General features: G+C 68.7%; 17 protein-coding genes. 11 read left to right on the forward strand and 6 right to left on the reverse strand.

Translation table 11 applies throughout. The features are described from left to right. The first annotated feature begins 304 nt into the window (after positions 1-304). The 6 genes from VF647_21475 (at position 305) to VF647_21500 (ending at position 4,589) form a co-directional block, all read left to right on the forward strand. On the forward strand, positions 305-1,444 hold the full coding sequence (locus VF647_21475) for a L,D-transpeptidase family protein (GenBank protein HEX8454665.1): 1,140 nt from the start codon (positions 305-307) through the stop codon (positions 1,442-1,444). Next, on the forward strand, positions 1,441-2,223 hold the full coding sequence (locus tag VF647_21480; protein ID HEX8454666.1) for a PHP domain-containing protein: 783 nt from the start codon (positions 1,441-1,443) through the stop codon (positions 2,221-2,223). The genes VF647_21475 and VF647_21480 overlap by 4 nt, the downstream gene beginning before the upstream one ends. 14 nt (positions 2,224-2,237) lie before the next feature. Next, the gene (locus tag VF647_21485; GenBank protein ID HEX8454667.1) at positions 2,238-2,756 is read left to right on the forward strand and encodes a hypothetical protein; all 519 of its coding nucleotides are present in this window, start codon (positions 2,238-2,240) and stop codon (positions 2,754-2,756) included. Positions 2,757-2,758: 2 nt separating this feature from the next. Further along, complete coding sequence (locus tag VF647_21490) at positions 2,759-3,241, forward strand: hypothetical protein (protein HEX8454668.1); 483 nt, start codon at positions 2,759-2,761, stop codon at positions 3,239-3,241. Continuing rightward, positions 3,238-3,633: a hypothetical protein gene (locus VF647_21495; protein ID HEX8454669.1), complete on the forward strand. Its 396-nt coding sequence runs from the start codon at positions 3,238-3,240 to the stop codon at positions 3,631-3,633. The genes VF647_21490 and VF647_21495 overlap by 4 nt, the downstream gene beginning before the upstream one ends. Before the next feature lie 128 nt (positions 3,634-3,761). Further along, entirely contained in the window at positions 3,762-4,589 is an 828-nt protein-coding gene (locus tag VF647_21500) for a TrmJ/YjtD family RNA methyltransferase (protein HEX8454670.1), read from the forward strand. A 231-nt stretch (positions 4,590-4,820) separates the two neighbouring features. Here VF647_21500 and VF647_21505 read toward each other — a convergent pair whose 3' ends face one another. From VF647_21505 to VF647_21525, 5 genes are all read right to left on the reverse strand, one after another. Continuing rightward, entirely contained in the window at positions 4,821-5,663 is an 843-nt protein-coding gene (locus VF647_21505) for a DUF3037 domain-containing protein (protein HEX8454671.1), read from the reverse strand. A 3-nt stretch (positions 5,664-5,666) separates the two neighbouring features. Further along, a complete protein-coding gene (locus VF647_21510; GenBank protein HEX8454672.1) occupies positions 5,667-6,425 on the reverse strand; it encodes a HipA family kinase in 759 nt (252 codons plus the stop codon). Between the two features lie 489 nt (positions 6,426-6,914). Beyond that, the gene (locus VF647_21515) at positions 6,915-7,127 is read right to left on the reverse strand and encodes a cold shock domain-containing protein (protein HEX8454673.1); all 213 of its coding nucleotides are present in this window, start codon (positions 7,125-7,127) and stop codon (positions 6,915-6,917) included. A gap of 261 nt (positions 7,128-7,388) precedes the next feature. After that, complete coding sequence (locus VF647_21520; protein ID HEX8454674.1) at positions 7,389-9,086, reverse strand: methyl-accepting chemotaxis protein; 1,698 nt, start codon at positions 9,084-9,086, stop codon at positions 7,389-7,391. A 91-nt stretch (positions 9,087-9,177) separates the two neighbouring features. After that, positions 9,178-10,650: a pyridoxal-dependent decarboxylase gene (locus VF647_21525; GenBank protein HEX8454675.1), complete on the reverse strand. Its 1,473-nt coding sequence runs from the start codon at positions 10,648-10,650 to the stop codon at positions 9,178-9,180. Positions 10,651-10,878: 228 nt separating this feature from the next. On the opposite strand from VF647_21525, the gene VF647_21530 reads away from it, so the two are divergent. Both VF647_21530 and VF647_21535 read left to right on the forward strand, forming a co-directional pair. Beyond that, positions 10,879-11,769: a pseudouridine-5'-phosphate glycosidase gene (locus VF647_21530; GenBank protein ID HEX8454676.1), complete on the forward strand. Its 891-nt coding sequence runs from the start codon at positions 10,879-10,881 to the stop codon at positions 11,767-11,769. Next, the gene (locus VF647_21535) at positions 11,766-12,347 is read left to right on the forward strand and encodes a 5-formyltetrahydrofolate cyclo-ligase (GenBank protein ID HEX8454677.1); all 582 of its coding nucleotides are present in this window, start codon (positions 11,766-11,768) and stop codon (positions 12,345-12,347) included. Before VF647_21530 ends, VF647_21535 begins: the two co-directional genes overlap by 4 nt. A 65-nt stretch (positions 12,348-12,412) precedes the next feature. Here the strand turns inward: VF647_21535 and VF647_21540 are convergent, their stop codons facing one another. Further along, complete coding sequence (locus VF647_21540) at positions 12,413-13,330, reverse strand: hypothetical protein (protein ID HEX8454678.1); 918 nt, start codon at positions 13,328-13,330, stop codon at positions 12,413-12,415. 620 nt (positions 13,331-13,950) lie between these two features. Between VF647_21540 and VF647_21545 the strand changes: the two genes are divergently transcribed. The 3 genes from VF647_21545 to VF647_21555 are packed head-to-tail and all read left to right on the forward strand — an operon-like array spanning position 13,951 to position 15,769. Further along, positions 13,951-14,496, forward strand: a complete 546-nt coding sequence (locus VF647_21545; protein HEX8454679.1) for a 5-formyltetrahydrofolate cyclo-ligase — start codon at positions 13,951-13,953, stop codon at positions 14,494-14,496. After that, complete coding sequence (locus VF647_21550; GenBank protein HEX8454680.1) at positions 14,475-15,248, forward strand: hypothetical protein; 774 nt, start codon at positions 14,475-14,477, stop codon at positions 15,246-15,248. Before VF647_21545 ends, VF647_21550 begins: the two co-directional genes overlap by 22 nt. Beyond that, positions 15,245-15,769, forward strand: a complete 525-nt coding sequence (locus VF647_21555; GenBank protein ID HEX8454681.1) for an RES domain-containing protein — start codon at positions 15,245-15,247, stop codon at positions 15,767-15,769. Before VF647_21550 ends, VF647_21555 begins: the two co-directional genes overlap by 4 nt. Positions 15,770-16,023 lie beyond the last annotated feature (254 nt).

The following is a 16,023-nucleotide window of genomic DNA, read 5'->3' on the forward strand; positions in this document are numbered from 1 at the left end:
GGTTGAGGTTGCGGAGAGGGTGGGCAGACACGCAGGTCTGCCCCTACGGAATTGGGGTGCGTGGGGCGAGGGGCGAGGCGGCGGCGGGCACGGGCGCAGCGCACGCAGTTCCAGCCCCCTCTCACGATGACAGGAGGGCGCAGCCCTCTCCTGTTATCGGGAGAGGGGGCAGGCGAGTGTAACGAGCCGGGGGTGAGGGCCGGGGGCCCTGTACTTGCCGCAGACTACCCTTGGCGCACAGGTTGCAACCTCGTGCACGACCTTGTCTTCCGCGCGAGAAAGAAGCAGCCGTATGATTCGCCTGATGAACCGATCGTTCGCCGCACGTGCGCCGCTGGCCCTGTGCGCCGCGCTCCTGGTGGGCGCATGCTCCACGATGGGGAGCCGCAAGCCCGCGCCGCTGCCGCCCGCCCCGCCGCCGGCGCCCACGTTTCCCGTGCCCGACCGCAAGGTCGTGGTGGTGGACGTGGAGCGGAACGAGCTGCGCTTCATGGACGGCGAGCGCGTCCTGTGGCGCGCGCCCGTGGGCACCGGAACGGGCTTCCGCCTGAGCACGCGCAGCGGGCGGCAGTGGCAGTTCCACACGCCCAGCGGCACCATGCAGGTGCAGTACAAGGAGCTGAACCCCGCCTGGTTCCGCCCCGACTGGTGGTTCATCGAGAACAAGCGCCCCGTCCCCCCGCAGGACTCGCCGCTCCGCAAGGAGGAGGGCGGGCTGGGCGCGGCGGCCGTCTTCCTGGGGAACGAGCTCGCCATCCACGGCACCGACAAGCCGGAGCTGCTGGGGCGGCGCGTGTCGCACGGGTGCATCCGGCTGTCCAACGCCAACGCGGTGCGCCTCTTCCACAACGTGCAGGTGGGGACGCCGGTGATGATCGTGGGCGAGTCCGAGGTGCTCAACGAGGAGCAGCCGGACAGCGTGGCGCGCTTCACCCGCAGCGCCCGCCGCGTCCCGCGCCGCCCCAACCCGCTCGACCGCGTGACCACCACGCAGCTCCTCACCCGGCTGGACGCGCAGCTCAACGCCCCGGGCGACTCGGCGTGGGTCGCGTTGGCGGCGGAGCTGGTGGAGCGCGGCGTCAAGGAAGATGCGCCCGCGCTGCGCGGCCTCCTGTCCCGCGCCGGGGCCCCGCCGAGCGCGGAGCGCCGCGACGAGTACTCCACCTTTCTGGCCGACGTCTTCTCGCGCGGGGCGCTGCGCACGGTGGTGGCGCTCAACCGGATCGCGCCCGACGCGCGGGAGCGGGCCGTGGAGGACATCGTGTACGCGACCATGTCGCTCTACCACGGCGATCTGAACGCACCCATGGCGCCGTGGCCCACCCGCCGCGTCCCCCGCGAGCGGCTGGGGCCGGAAGGGCAGGCGGGATGGGCCGCGCTGCAGAGGGCGGAGCAGGCGTACAAGGACCGCTACGGGGTGCGGATGGCGGCGGGGCGCCCGTGAGCGCGGAGCGTCTGGGGAGGCAGGACCTCCACTGCCACACCAACATGTCCGATGGCGACCTGCCGCTGGAGCGGGTCGTCGCCCGCGCGCGCGAGCTGGGCGTCGAGATGGGGATCGCGGACCACGTGTCCAGCCGCAACACCCAGCGCTTCCTCTCCACCGAGGCCCGCGTGCGCGCCTACCTGGACGTGCTGGAGGACGCCCCCGTCTTCCGCTCCGGCGAGTTCTGCTGGTGCGACGAGATGTGGAAGGAGCTCCCCGCCGAGGTGATGGACCGCTTCGACTACCGCGTGGGCTCCAACCACGGCTTCTACCTCCCCGATGGCACCATGGGCTCCCCCTGGTGGCAGGAGCTTCCCGATCCGTGGAAGGGGCGGCCGCAGGAGGTGATGGACGCGATGGTGGACAACCTTTGCGACATGGTGCGCACCATGCCCATCCACATCGCGGCCCATTCCACGCTCACGCCGCCCGCTTTGTTCGACCTGGAGAGCGACGTGGACGCCTGGTGGACCGACGAGCGCGAGGACCGCTACGTCGACGCCCTTGCGGAAAGCGGGGTGGCGCTGGAGATCTCCAACCGCTACCGTCTCCCGCACGACAGGCTCCTGGGGAAGGCGCTGCGGGCCGGGGTCCGCTTTTCGCTGGGGAGCGACGGGCACACGCAGCGGCAGGTCGCGCAGCTGGGGTGGGCCGCCGAGACGGCGCGGCGGGTGGGGATCACGGACCGGGAGCTCTTCGCGCCGGAGCGGCGGCGGGGCGGCTCATCTCAACGATGACGGGCGGAGGGGGGATGGATCGCGACGATCTGGAGGGCGGCGCCCAGCGCACGCCCGCTGTGCGGACGGAAGAGACGACGACACACGCGGCGGGCCAGGGCACCCCGGACCTCGCCCCGGCGGCGCGTGGCGCGGTCCCGACCCGCCAGGGAAGCGCTGAAGACGAGGCCGCGCGCATCGAGCGCGAGCGCACCACGCCCGGCTCCGTGCGCGCGGAAGACACCGAGCCCTACATCGGCCTGCAGTACATCGCGCGGCTCTTCAAGATCGTCTCCTTCATGGTGATCTTTGCGCTGGTGCTGGAGGTGGTGCTGGGCGTGGCGAGCGACGGGGCACGGGCCGTCCTCCCGCTCTTCGCGGAGATAGTGCAGAACGGGGTGCTGGCGGCCATCCTCTGGGGCGCGGCGGACATCGTGCTCCTTCTGATCGACCTTGGGCACGACGTGCGTGCCTCCCGCGTCCTCCTGGGACGCGTTTCCGCCCGCGGCGAGCAGCAGTACGGCGGGCAACGGCAGCGCGAAAGGGAGCGTTGATGATGAGCGACGAGACGAGAGGCGCCACCCCCGAGCGTCCGGACGACCAGACGCTCCTGCACGCGGAGGCCGCGGCCGCCACTCCGCCCGCAGGACGCCCGCCCACGGACGAGGAGGCGCGGATCGCGCGCGAGCGCACCGCGCCCGGCTCCATCCGCGCGGAGGACACCGAGCCCTACGTGGGGCTCCAGTACATCGCGCGGCTTTTCAAGATCGTGTCGTTCCTGGTGCTGATCGCCATGGTGCTGGAGATCGTGCTCGGGGTGGCCGCGGAGGGGCTCAATGCGCTCCTTCCGCTCCTGGCCGAGGTGGTGCGCGCCGGCGTGCTGGCCGCCATCCTGTGGGGGAGCGCGGACGTGGTGCTCCTGCTGATCGACCTGGGCCACGACGTGCGCGCCTCGCGGGTGCTCCTGGGCCGCATCTCCGCGCGCGGCGAGCAGCAGTACGGCGGCAAGCAGCGCCAGCGGGAGCGTCCGCGGGAGTGAGGCTAGCCGCCCTCTTCCTGCTCCTCGCGCTCGCCGCCTGCGGGGGGCGCGAGGCGGAGGACACGGGGCTGTCGCTGGTGGCGCGCAGGGAAGGGGACGACGGCTACCTGGTGTGGGGCCGCACCACCAGCCGCGAGGCGCTGGAGCTCTCCGTGGAGGATGGCGAGCGCGTCCTCTTCGGCCCGGTGCCGCTCCTGGCGCGCGAGGGCCGCTTCCGCGTGGACTTCACCGTCGAGCCGACCGAGCGCCGCGTGCTCTACCTCTTCCTCTCCGATGCGGGGGGCGGGCGGCAGTGGCGGGTGGAGATTCCGCGCGGGCGCCGCGAGGTGCGGTTCGGCCCTCCGCTCCCACCTGAGCCGCCGCCTCCGGAATATCTTCCGCTGGCGAGGTAAACAGCATCACACAGAGGGCACAGAGGGAACTACAAGGCGCAGAGAACCCCTCCTCCCCTTCTTTCCCTGCCCCTCTGTGGCTCTGTGTGAGACTGCCGTTTTTTTCTGGCCTCGACGCAAACTGAGCTTTGTCCGATCATTTCGATACTGACGAACCGTCCGCCCCCGGCCGCCGCGCGCTGCAGGGGGTGGTCGTGGTTCTGTGGGAGACGCAGGACCGGGTCAACGTCGCCGGCACCATCCGCGCGATGAAGAACTTCGGTCTGGAGCGCCTGCGCCTGGTGAACCCGGCCGAGTGGGACCCCTATCGGATCGAGGGGATCGCCCACGATACGCAGGAGATCGTGGAGCGCACCGAGATCCACTCCTCGCTGGAGGGCGCGCTCGCCGACTGCTCGTTCGTCGTCGGGATGACGGCCCGTTCCCGCCGCGCCAAGCGCGCCACCGCCCGCCCGCGCGCCCTCGCGCCGGAGCTGCTGGGGCGCGCGCTGGACGCGGTGGAGGGACGCGGAGGCCCGGTCGCGATCCTCTACGGTCGCGAGGATCACGGACTTCCCAACGAGGCGCTCGATCTCTGCCATCGCACGGCACACATCCCCACCAACCCGGACCACGCCTCGCTGAACCTGGCGCAGGCGGTGCTGGTGATGGCGTACGAGCTGTGGATGGCCGCCGAGGGCGAGGTGCAGCCCTTTCGCGGTCCCCGCCGCGAGGTGCAGCCCGTCACCGTCGAGTTCCTGGAGATGCTCTTCACGGACGCCGAGCGCGCGCTGTGGGCGATCGACTTCTTCAAGAGCCGCCACACGGAGAGCGTGATGCGCACCCTCCGCGAGCTCGTCCACCGCTCCGACGTCGACGCCCGCGAAGCCGCCTTCCTCCGCGCCATCGCCATCGAGATCGTGAAGTACCTCCAGCGCACCGGCGTTTACAACGAGGCGTGGGAGAAACGGGGCTGAGAGGAGGTTGCACCCCGCTCGTACTCGCTGCTCTTCTCCAGTGACCTGTGGGATAGCCACTATCCAGTAACCGCTCACCATGTGCCTACCAGGCTGAACACCTCCCATGGCAGAGCGCCCCAGCATCTAATGCGGGGGCGCTTTTCGGTTACCCGAAACTCTCTGACCACAACCTCCGGGATGGCAAGCTCCCCATCGGAGGCCGACACCGAACCTTCGACTCCGCATTTGTCACGAACCGGCGGCAGCCTGTTTTAAGTCCTTTGGCAGATGCTCCTCAGCCCAATCTGAGATTTCATCCTCGTCGAGCAAGGTGACTTTCAACCTGCGGAAGATGATATCCGCTCGGTCCATCTCCTTCGGTGCGGCTCGGCCTCTACGTCTCAGGGCGGCTATGCCTATCGGGAGCTGTGGATTCTTGCGCCGCACATCTCCGATTGAGTATGCAATTGCTCGAACGTCGTTGTCGATATCACCTGGGTTTACCTTCTCGAACGACAACCCATGAGCCGCAAGATATGGCCGTCCGTTCGCCACTACGGCGTCGAATCGATGCGGAACGTCGGCTCCCTGAACTTCCGTGTTCGGATGGAGCAGCTCATTCGTCAGGGCGCGGTCACCCCCCTTAGCGTCGAGCGCGAGCCTCACTCCCCGGATCGTAATTTGTGCCGCGACATCACGCCCTCGTCGCTCCTTCTTGGGCGGGTCGTCCTCACGGAGGTATCGCTTAACTATCTCGCGAAGGGCTGCGTCCGCTGGGCGCAATGAAATTCGTGGGGCTGTGAACTGAATGCTATTCGCCCAGTTTCCAGCAATCTTCCGGAGCACCTCGTCATTTATGTGCGGGTGCGCGAGTGCTTCAGAGAGAGTGTACCCCTCAGCGGCTCGTTCCACTTGCGATGCGAACTCACGCAGGAACTCCACGCTCTCGCCTCCGAAGTGCCGAAGCCGACCGAGTCGATGCAGGAAGTGGCAGCGGAGTTGCCCTTCACCGAACACGATGACCCCGAAGTTCGCGCGCTCATCCGCGATCGGGTCAGGGACGTATTGAGCTACGATGAAGTGAACGGACATATTTCAGTCCTCCCTCTCGTTACCAAGGATCGTCGCGATCATGTCGTCACGCCGTCTGGCCAGGAATTCCGCAAGAGCTACTCGCTCGTTAAGGTTGATACCCCATCCCTCGGGCGGAGACGCGACGGCAGTCGCAATGTGCTCATCGGACACATGGCGAAGGCCTTTACACGCTGTCGCAATCTCCCGATCCGAAATGCCGCAGGACATTCGTACTGCAAGATGCGGCGCGACTTTCGGAAGTGCATCTGGGCCCAGGGTCTCCGGCGACCATACATCCCCATATGGAAGGCACTCGCCATGATCTACCGAGAAGATCGATTCCGGGGGTGTCTTGAGTTTCACTACCTGACAATCGTGCGAGTCAACCCAGCCCCAGAGGATCGCGAGCTGTGCGAGCCGCCTGCGATTGTGCGTGTCCGCGTACGGCTCCAGCGGCAGGCGGTCCGTGCAGTTTTCAATCATCAAAGATCCGTGTGAAACGCCAGCTTTGAAGAACCGCATTTCCACGGGTCTGTCGTCGATAATCTCCTGCGGCACATGGACAAGCCGAACTTCCGCGACTGGCGCACCCATGGCCTGACCGAGATGAGCCACAACTTGCTCGGCACAGAGTTCGCGCCCGCGGTGGATTCCTTTCACCGCATAGATGCGGTCATCAGAGCACCCCAGAGCTACCGGGTCCGTAGTACCCGGTAGAACGCGGTGGAAATCCAACGCGTTCACGGCTGCGGGACGACGTTTGACCGCAGTCTCGATCATAGCCGTCCAAGGGTTGCTGGTCCGCAGGATCAAAGGGTCTCTCTCTCTGATGCTGAATTCATAATCAGTCGCTCGTCCAGTTACAACCATCACAAGTGTACATCACGCGGCACACGGTACCTGTTCCACGCCTCGCCGCTTCCTCTGCCACTGCATCGATCCACCGCACCCGCGCAAAATCTCACTCGGTTTGTGCAGCCAGGCCGAAGCTCAAGGAGGGAGCAGAGGGTCGGCGCAATATATGGCGCCCATACACTATTGCGCACCCCGCGCGTATCGGTGCGTGCACCCCTTCCCCAGGAGTTTGGGAGAAGGCGGGGAAGAACGAACGTGGAGAGCGCTTGCGATGCCCGGGCGCGCGCAGGGCAGTTCTCCCCCTCACCCGCCCTGCGCCCCCGCAGGCGGGGGAGGGGGTCGGGGGGAGGGGGTCAGAAAAGGCCGCTCCCCGAACCTCGGGGAGCGGCCTTCGCCGTCAGGAGCGGGGCGTTTTCAGGCGCCGACGCGAACCACGTTCTCGGCGGCGGGACCCTTGGGGCCCTCGACCACGTCGAACTCCACCTCTTCACCTTCGGCGAGGGTCTTGAAACCCTCCTGCTTGATGGAAGAAAAGTGGACGAACAGGTCCCGGCCGCCCTCGTGCTCGATGAAGCCGAAGCCCTTGGCGTCGTTGAACCACTTTACCTTTCCAGTCGTGCGTTCCATCTCCTACTCCTGCGGCTCTGCGGTGAAGAGGCGACGTGCGGGGCGTCCACACGCGCGTGGTTTCGCGGTCGCGCCAGACGGCGCGTGGGCCCCCGCGCGGGCACAAGCACGGTCAGCCCACGGGCACACGCGTGGCGATGGCGGCAGTGGAAAGGGTGTTCGGCAAGGAGGTCGGGCGGTGTGCGGGGGGCACGTCTTGCGATGGGCGGCACGTCCTGCGGTGTCAGCGATGCATCTTATACGTCCGGAACCGGCCCGCTGTCAAGGTTTTTCGTCGCGCGCGGCCCGTCCGGCGCCCACCAGCGCGGCCATCGCCGGCTCCACCGGCACCGCGGGCGCGTCCGCGGCCAGGACGCGGAAGCGCCCCGCCAGCGCGCGCAGCCCGGCGGCGGTTTCCGCGGCGCCGCGGCTGCCGCGGGCCAGCTCCTCCATGGCCGTCCACTGCGCGTCGGCGGCGGCGGCAGTCTGGCGGGCGCGCTCCGCGGACGCATCCGCGATCTCCCGCACGCGCGCCATGTCGCCGCGCAGGCCGCCGAGCGCACCCGCCTGCCGCTCCGCGTCGCCCGCGATGCGCTCCACGAACGCCACCGTGCGCTCCAGGCCCTGCACGATGGAGGCGAGTGCGTCGCGCCCGCTTTCGGACACCTCGCCCACGCCGCTGAGCCGGGTGCTGCCCGCTCGCAGGCGCTGGCGCACCTCCGCGATGGCCGAAGCGGTCGCCTCCACCACGCCGCTCACCTGGGCGGCGGACGCGGCGGACTGGCCGGCCAGCTTCCTCACCTCGTCCGCCACCACCGCGAAGCCGCGGCCGTGCTCGCCGGCACGCGCGGCCTCGATGGCGGCGTTGAGGGCGAGGAGGTTGGTCTGCTCGGCGATCTCGCCGATGGCGGCCACGAAGCCGCTCACCCGCTCGCCCGCGGCTTCCAGCGCGTCGGTGGCGGCGTCCAGGCGGCGGTAGTCCTCGCTGAGGTCGGTCAGCAGCAGCCCCGCGCGCTCCACGCGGCCGGCGTGCTCCTCCGCCTCGCGCTCCAGGTGGCGCGCCTCCTCGGTGGAGCGGGCGGCCTGCGCGCGCAGCGCCTCGCCCTCGCGCGCGACGGCTTCCAGCGCGTCGCTCCCGTGCGCCACCAGCGCCATCTGCGTCTCGGCGGCGGATGCGGCTTCGCTGGTGGTGGCGCCGATCTGCCGCGCCGCCGCCTGCACCTCGCCCGCGGTGGCGGCCAGCGCGTCGGCGAGGCTCGCGAGTGTGCGGGCGCCGTCCTGAACTTCGCGCACCATTTCGCCTACCGTGAGCGACATGCGATTCATGGAGACGGAAAGGAAGCCGATGTCGTCCAGGTGGCGGTCGGGAAGGCGGCCGGTGAAGTCGCCCTCCTGCGCGCGGGCGAGCGCCTGGCGCACCCGGCGCAGGCGGCGCGTGTAGGCGACCGGACCTTGGGTGGAGAGCCACCCGGTGCCCACGAGGAAGAGCCACTCGATGAACACCGTCCACGCGGTGACTGAGCCCCCCTCGCCGCGCAGGCCGATCCAGCGTCCCGCGGGGTAGAGGATGGCGGCGAGCACGAGCTGCACCTGCGCCGCCCGCGGCATCCCCAGCGCGTAGCCGCCCACCGCGAAGATCAGGAAGGGGAGCACCAGGTACCCCCGCACTCCCAGCGCGGCGGTGAACGCGGCGAGGCCGATGGAGTCCAGCCCCAGACTCCACCAGAACTGCTGCGGCGCGAAGCGGTCCGCGCGCAGGAGGACGAACCAGAGCAGGTTCACCACGAAGAAGGAGCCGCTCAGCGCCGCCGCCACCGGGAGCGTGATGGTCAGCGCGCCCGTCAGGTTCCCGATGAGGGCGAGCCCCAGCGAGAGGAAGACGAGGAACCAGCGCTTGTCCACGGCCTGCTGGTGCCGCTCGCGCAGGACGAGCCAGCGCTCGCGGACGAATAGCTGGTCGAAGTCGGTGTTGGAGCTCACGGAAGGGGACTGCCGGGGAACCACTGGAGCAGCCGCGGGCGGCTTGGGGGTGGAAGGATGCCCCGTGCCGCCCGGCATTGTCAAGGCTCGGTCACGATTCCGCGACGGCGCGGCGTAGCAGATCCCAGGCGTGCGCCACGTGCGCCTCGGTGGTGCGCAGGTTGCCGACGGCCAGGCGCAACGCCGTGCGGCCGTTGAGCTTCGTGTGGGAAAGGAGCGCCTCGCCGCTCGCGTTGACAGCCGCCATCACCTGCTCGTTGTGCGCGTTGGTGGCCTCTTCGCCCATCCCCTCCGGGCGGTGGCGGAAGACGACGAGGCTGAGCGGCACGGGCGCCATCCGCTCCCATCCCGGCTCCGCATCGACCCAATCCGCGAACAGCCGCGCCAGCCGCACGTGCTCGCGGATGCGCGCCGCCATCCCTTCGGCGCCAAAGCGGCGCAGCGTCATCCACAGCTTGAGCGAACGGAAGCGCTTCCCCAGCGCCGGCCCGTAGTCCATCAGGTTGGTGACGCTCTCCCCTTCCGGCGTCACCAGGTATTCGGGGATGAGCGAGAAGGCGCGGCGCACCACCTCTGGCCGGCGCAGGTAGAGCACCGAGCAATCGATGGGCACGAAGAGCCACTTGTGCGGGTTTACGACGATGGAGTCGGCCCGCCCGGCGCCGTCGAGCACCCCGCGCAGCTCCGGCACGATCGCCGCCGAGCCGCCGTACGCCGCATCCACGTGCAGCCAGAGCCCGTGCCGCTCGCAGACGTCCGCGATGGCGGCCACGGGGTCGATGCTGCTGGTGGAGGTCGTCCCCGTCGTGGCCACGACGCAGAACGGGCGGGTGCCGCTCGCTTTGTCCTCCTCGATGGCGCGCTCCAGGGCGGCGGGGTCCATGCGGAACGCGTCGTCGGTGGCGATCCTGCGCGTCCCCGTGCGCCCGATGCCGACCGTGATCCCCGCCTTTTCGATGGACGAGTGCGCCTCCTCGGAGCAGTACAGCCGCAGCTTGGGGAGGTCGCGCCCGCTCATTCCCTCCTCGCGCACCTGCAGCCCCGCCTCCTCGCGCGCCGCCGCCACGGCGATCAGGGTGGAGATCGAGGCCGTGTCCTGGATGGTGCCGCGGAACGCTTCGGGGAGCCCCATCATCTGCCGCAGCCAGTCCAGTGTGCGCTCTTCCAGCTCGGTCTGGGCGGGCCCGGTGCGCCAGAGCATGGCGTTGTTGTTGAGCGCCGCCGTCAGCATCTCCCCCAGGATTCCCGGCCCCGCGCCCGTGATGGCGAAGTAGGCGAGGAACGCGGGATGGTTCCAGTGCATCGTGCCCGGCACGATGATGTCGCGGAAGTCGCGCAGGATCTCGTCGAACCCCTCCGGCTGCTCCGGCGCGGATGCGGGGAGCTTCGCCGCCACCTCACCCGGCCGCACGTCCCCCAGCACCGGAAGCTCGCCGACACCGCCGACGTACTCCGCGATCCAGTCGACCACCTCGTGCCCGAAGCGGCGGAACTCTTCCGGCGAAATGTCGCCTGTCTCGGTGGCGGCTTGCTGGAGCGGCCCGAGCTGGGGATACGGATCCATCGTGCGCGATTGGTGTCGGGGTGCGTTTCCTCTGGCGTGCGAGCGGCGTAACTTACGGGCGGGACGGCGGCGCGGGGAGGGGCCCTCACCCCCGCTCGTTCCTCGCTGCCCCCTCTCCCGATAACAGGAGAGGGCTCCGCCCTCCGTTATCGAGAGAGGGGGCGGAGGGTGTTACTAGGCACTCGGCACTGGGCACTCGGCACTTTCTTTACGCACTCACGCACTTTCATGCTCATCCGCACCTCCGCCCCCGTTAGCGCCGCGCTGCGCGAGGGGCGCGCCGTGGTGGCGCTGGAGTCCACGGTGCTGGCGCACGGGCTGCCAAGGCCGCGCAATCTGGAGGTGGGGCGAGCGCTGGAAGCCGAGGTGCGCTCCGGCGGCGCTACGCCGGCGACGGTGGGGGTCGTCGGTGGCGTGCCGGTCGTGGGGCTGGGTGATGCGGAGGTGGTCCGGATGGCGACGGCGGAGGGGGTGCTCAAGGTCTCCACGCGCGACCTGGCCGTGCCCGTGGCGCGGGGGCTGGACGGTGCAACGACCGTGGCGGCGACGATGTTCCTGGCGCACCGCGCGGGGGTGCGGGTGTTCGCCACCGGGGGCATCGGGGGCGTGCACCGGGGCGAGGCGCGCGACGTCTCCGCGGACCTGACCGAGCTGGGGCGCACGCCAATGATCGTGGTGTGCGCCGGTGCCAAGTCCGTCCTCGACCTCCCCGCCACCCGCGAGGCGCTGGAGACGGCCGGCGTCCTCGTCGTCGGGTGGATGACGGACGAGCTGCCCGCGTTCTACGCTCGCGAGAGCGGCCTCTCGGTGGACGTGCGCGCCGACAGTGCGGAGGAGGTGGCGGATCTGTGGCGCGCGCACCGTGGGCTGGGTTCGCCGGGCGCCATCCTCCTCTGCGTCCCGCCGCCGCCCGAGCACGCACTCCACGCCGATGCCATCGAGGCGACGATTCGCGAGGCGCTCGCCCTGGCCGACCGCGCGGGCGTCACGGGCAAGGAGGTGACGCCGTTTCTGCTGCGCGCGGTGGCGGAGAGCACGGGCGGGAGGTCGCTGGAGGCGAACGTGGCGCTCCTCCTCAACAATGCGCGTGTGGGTGCCGCCGTGGCCGCCGCGCTGTGACCAAGGACGAGCTCCGCCGCGAGGCCCGCCGCCGCATGCGCGATCTCCTCCCCAGCGAGCGCGCCGCCGCCGAAACGGAGATCGCCCGCCTGGTTTGGACGGTGCCGGAGGTGGCTGCCGCGCGCACCCTCCTCCTCTACGCGCACCTCCCGGACGAGGTCTCCACCGACGCCATCGCCCTCGAAGCGCTGACGCGGGGCGTGCACGTCGTCTTTCCGCGCGTCCTCCCCGACTCCCGCGCGCTGGATCTGCACACGGTCGCGGAGCCGTCGTCGCTGCGGATCGGCGCGTACGGCATCCGCGAGCCGGACCCGGAGCGCTGCGCCCGCGTCCCCGTAGCGGCCGTGGACGCGGTGCTCGTCCCGGGCCTCGCCTGGGACCGCGGGGGCGCCCGCCTGGGCCGCGGCGCCGGCTACTACGACCGCCTCTTCGCGCTCCCCGAGTGGCGCGGGTTCCGATGCGGGGTATTCTTTAATGCGCAGGAGTTCCCCGCCCTCCCCACCGACCCTTGGGACGTGCCCCTGCAGGCTGTAGTGACGGAGGGTGGGGTGGTGGCGGGAATTTGTTCGGCTTTTTAGGCAGACCCCTGGACAGCTGAGCCGGAGTGCGTGAAGCGAGGGAAAATCACTTGAGCATCACGCGCTCACGAGCTTTCCGGCACAGTAACGGCCGATTGCGACTTTTCGAACCGGAAACTCGGTTCTTCATCTGTATCCCATACCGGTTGAATGGAAGAGCTCCAGCCGTCGTGATGCGCGACTATCCGTGGCCGTGCAAGGAGCGCTGCGTCATACATTCCGGAAAACTGATACTTCCCTTCCTTGTCGCTCGTGGCATGTGCCAGCTGTTCGCCTGATGCGTTCACGAGTTCTACCTCCACACCGGGCACCGGCTGTCCCTCGGTGCAAACCCAGCCCCATACACTCACCGCAAGGGGGTCGGGTGACCCATGATATTTTGTAGCCAGTCGGGCATAAATAGTCTCCACGTCACCGATTTCGCTGAGATAGTCCCGCGCCGAAGTGGCGAATAAGATTGCGGCTAGCGGCGCAAGGCTTACCGAGGGAAGGTTCCACCCTCCTCCCAGGTGCGTTTTGACGCGGAGGATTTGGGCAGACGCATCCGCCACCGACTCGGCATCAGAGGCGGCGACGCCGAGGATGGCGATTTGCAACAGCAGGTAACAGAGCAGGAAAAAAGCAACGGTACGATGGAAATGTACATAACCTGCTGTCAGGTACGCGTATTCGCGCTCTTTGTCGTCGATGCGCTCGTAGAATAGCTTGTCATAGTTCCAGTTCGTTCCCCACCAGGCAAGTCTCGCTTCGGCTTCCCGACTCTTGGACCTCAGCACCGGAACGCACCAGAAAGCCCACCTCGCCAGCTTCTTCAGCGGGGTGTGCAGAGTGTAGCTGAACAGCGCCGCCCCCAACAGCACGCTAGCAAACGTATCTGGTGGCGCAAGGTACGGAGCGAACAACGCAGCCCCAATCACTACTGGGAGAACGTGCTGAATCGTATCCCGCACCGAGAATGGGGAAGCCTTGACTAGGTCACTCATCCGGCTCACTCAACAGGCGCTCGTAGAGCGGGAGCCGCTCGACAAGTTTCTCGTGGCGGCTGATCACAGTACGGAAAAGACATTTGTGCGGCGGACAGTTGCCCGCAGCATTCAGCTGCTCGGACCAACCGTTCCTGAAGTCCTCCACCCGTACCCTCCCGCGGGCCTTTGTCGATCCCACTGCGCCAGCGAGGAGTCCTGCCGAGGCCTTGCGGATGTCGTCCGAGGTTTCGAGGGTACCCGCGCGAACTCCCTTGTTCAACTGCGAGTAGAGCCACCGTCGGGCGCTTGGATAAACTTGGACGTCTGTAGCTTTCGCAATGCCCAGTACAGTGTCAGCGTGTTCCCGGATGGCCCGTTTGTCGGGACGATCACCAAATCGAAATTCCGGCATTATCTCTTTTCCCCCGATTGTGCAGCGAGAAGCCCGCCATCACGCGAGCGTCGATCAGTTCAGGAAACTATCTAACCCGGACGGTTCCAAGGTGCAAGAAGAATATCCAGTGTAACCGCCGCTGAGTGCTATCTGGTACAAGCTTGCCCCGTAGCGCCTTCCGGTGCGAGCGGATGGGCCTGCTTTCTGTTGGTGTATCGTGTAGTCTGCTTGATCGGGCGGAGGATTGGTCAGTAAAGCCTCGGCGGAGCACCTATGTTCTCGGTCATCAACGGGATCTTGGGCGCCCCGCAACGCGCATGTCGTCTTCCCGCGGGTCCTCCCCGACTCCCGTGCGCTCGACCTGCACACGGTCGCGGAGCCGTCGTCGCTCCGTATCGGCGCGTACGGCATCCGCGAGCCGGACCCGGAGCGCTGCGCCCGCGTCCCCGTGGAGGCCGTGGACGCGGTGCTCGTCCCCGGCCTCGCCTGGGACCGCCGCGGCGCCCGCCTCGGCCGCGGCGCCGGCTACTACGACCGCCTCTTCGCCCTTCCCGAGTGGCGCGGGTTCCGATGCGGGGTATTCTTCAGTGCGCAGGAGTTCCCCGCCCTTCCGACCGACCCCTGGGACGTGCCCCTGCAGGCGGTGGTGACGGAGCGGGTGTCGTGGCGCTCTGATCGCCGGACCAGCCACTGCCAAGTGGTTGCTGAACAACTTGCATTATGCTTGCAGACGCACTATCCTTGTCATACCCTCACAGAGGAGCTGACATGGGTGCTACGGCGCTGCTGACCGGGAGCCGGCAGGAGATCGAGGAGGCCGCGCGCGATCCGAGGATCGAAGAGGCGAAGGCCGCGATCACCCGCTTCAGGCGGACGGGCGCGGTGCGTGACGCCAGCGCCTACGCGCGCTCCTGCTACTCGCTCGTGCACGAGGTCGTTCACCACGGATTCCCACGCGAGACGAGGCGCGACGCGCTCCAGGTGGCCGCGGTCAAGGTGATCGATGCGGGGCTGACCGCCAGCGCGGACGATGACGCGCCCGGAGGGTGGCTGGTCTGGTCGCTTGCCCACGAGCTTCGTGACCTTGCCACGGACTACGGAGTCGACGTCGAGACGATCCGGCCACCGCGGCACCGGCCGGGGTGGGTGCGCACGAGCCCCGGAATCACGGCGAGCTTCGTGGGAACCCTCACGCAGGAGGTCCTCCGCGTCACCGGCAGTGTGAACGCGCTGGAGGAGATCCAGCAGATCATGGGCTTGAGCAGCGCGGAGGTCGCGAGGCTGTTCGGCGTGCAGCGCCAGGCGGTCGACCAGTGGCTCAAGAACGGCGTCCCCGCGGGTCGCATCGCCGACGTGGAGCAGGTGAGGGACGTGGCGCTCGTCCTCTTCGACGAGCTGATCCCCGAGCGGATTCCGCAGATCGTACGAAGCCCGGCGAAGGGGCTGGGTGGGCGCTCCCTCCTCCAGGCCCTGGCCGGCCCGGACGGTGCCGATGACGTTCGCGCGTACCTCGCGCGGCTATACTCGTTCGCCGGCAGATGAAGCATGTCGAGCGCGGGGGCGAGTTCTATCGGGTGTGCAAGCCGGATTGGACCGAGTGCGGCGACACGTCCTACACGCGGATCACGGGTGGACGGTGGAACGCACCCGGTGAGCACGCGGTGCTGTACCTGAACCGCACCGTGCGGATGGCCGCGCTCCAGGCGTACGACAACTTTCGGGGCGAGGCACACAGCCTGTTCGACCTGCGCTCCGAGCGGCGGCCCGACCTCCAGGCGTTCGACGTTCCGCGAGCCGACTACGTGGATGTGGTGACGGACGACGGGATCGTGGCACTCGGTCTTCCACCCACCTATCCGGACGGCGTCGGCTGGGAGCGGTGCCAGGCGATCGCGCGCGCGGCGTTCGCCAGCGGCGAGCGCGGCATCGCGTGCCGAACCGCCTGCGAGGGCGGTGGCGACCCGGAGCATGAGGAGCTGGCGCTGTTCGAACGTGATGGGCCGCCCGCGATCCCCGGCGCGCGGCGCGCGTTCGCGGAGTGGTTCCCGACGGGCAGGTTTTAGACAGCAGGCGCCAGAGCCGCGGCGGGCACGGGCAGCCACGTGGGGCGGCCCCTACGGGTTGGGTGCCAGGGGCGGAGATCGAGGCGGGGGCGAGGGCGGGCAGACACGCAGGTCTGCCCCTACGATTTCTGGGCAGACGGGCGGGCGGTGGTGCGGCGGCGGGCACGGGCGCGATGAATCGCGCCCCTACGGGATCTGTGCAGCCGCATTGTAGTTCTCCCCCTCACCCGCCCTGCGCCCCCGCAGGCGGGGGA

The sequence above is a fragment of the Longimicrobium sp. genome (assembly GCA_036387335.1).
GTDB lineage: Bacteria > Gemmatimonadota > Gemmatimonadetes > Longimicrobiales > Longimicrobiaceae > Longimicrobium.

Bases quoted from the DNA above. Each gene is read 5' to 3' on its own strand.
- VF647_21475 (HEX8454665.1), top strand. From the start codon at position 305: ATGAACCGATCGTTCGCCGCACGTGCGCCGCTGGCCCTGTGCGCCGCG.
- VF647_21485 (HEX8454667.1), top strand. From the start codon at position 2,238: ATGGATCGCGACGATCTGGAGGGCGGCGCCCAGCGCACGCCCGCTGTG.
- VF647_21490 (HEX8454668.1), top strand. From the start codon at position 2,759: ATGAGCGACGAGACGAGAGGCGCCACCCCCGAGCGTCCGGACGACCAG.
- VF647_21505 (HEX8454671.1), bottom strand. From the start codon at position 5,663: ATGTCCGTTCACTTCATCGTAGCTCAATACGTCCCTGACCCGATCGCG.
- VF647_21510 (HEX8454672.1), bottom strand. From the start codon at position 6,425: ATGATCGAGACTGCGGTCAAACGTCGTCCCGCAGCCGTGAACGCGTTG.
- VF647_21515 (HEX8454673.1), bottom strand. From the start codon at position 7,127: ATGGAACGCACGACTGGAAAGGTAAAGTGGTTCAACGACGCCAAGGGC.
- VF647_21525 (HEX8454675.1), bottom strand. From the start codon at position 10,650: ATGGATCCGTATCCCCAGCTCGGGCCGCTCCAGCAAGCCGCCACCGAG.
- VF647_21530 (HEX8454676.1), top strand. From the start codon at position 10,879: ATGCTCATCCGCACCTCCGCCCCCGTTAGCGCCGCGCTGCGCGAGGGG.
- VF647_21540 (HEX8454678.1), bottom strand. From the start codon at position 13,330: ATGAGTGACCTAGTCAAGGCTTCCCCATTCTCGGTGCGGGATACGATT.
- VF647_21550 (HEX8454680.1), top strand. From the start codon at position 14,475: ATGGGTGCTACGGCGCTGCTGACCGGGAGCCGGCAGGAGATCGAGGAG.
- VF647_21555 (HEX8454681.1), top strand. From the start codon at position 15,245: ATGAAGCATGTCGAGCGCGGGGGCGAGTTCTATCGGGTGTGCAAGCCG.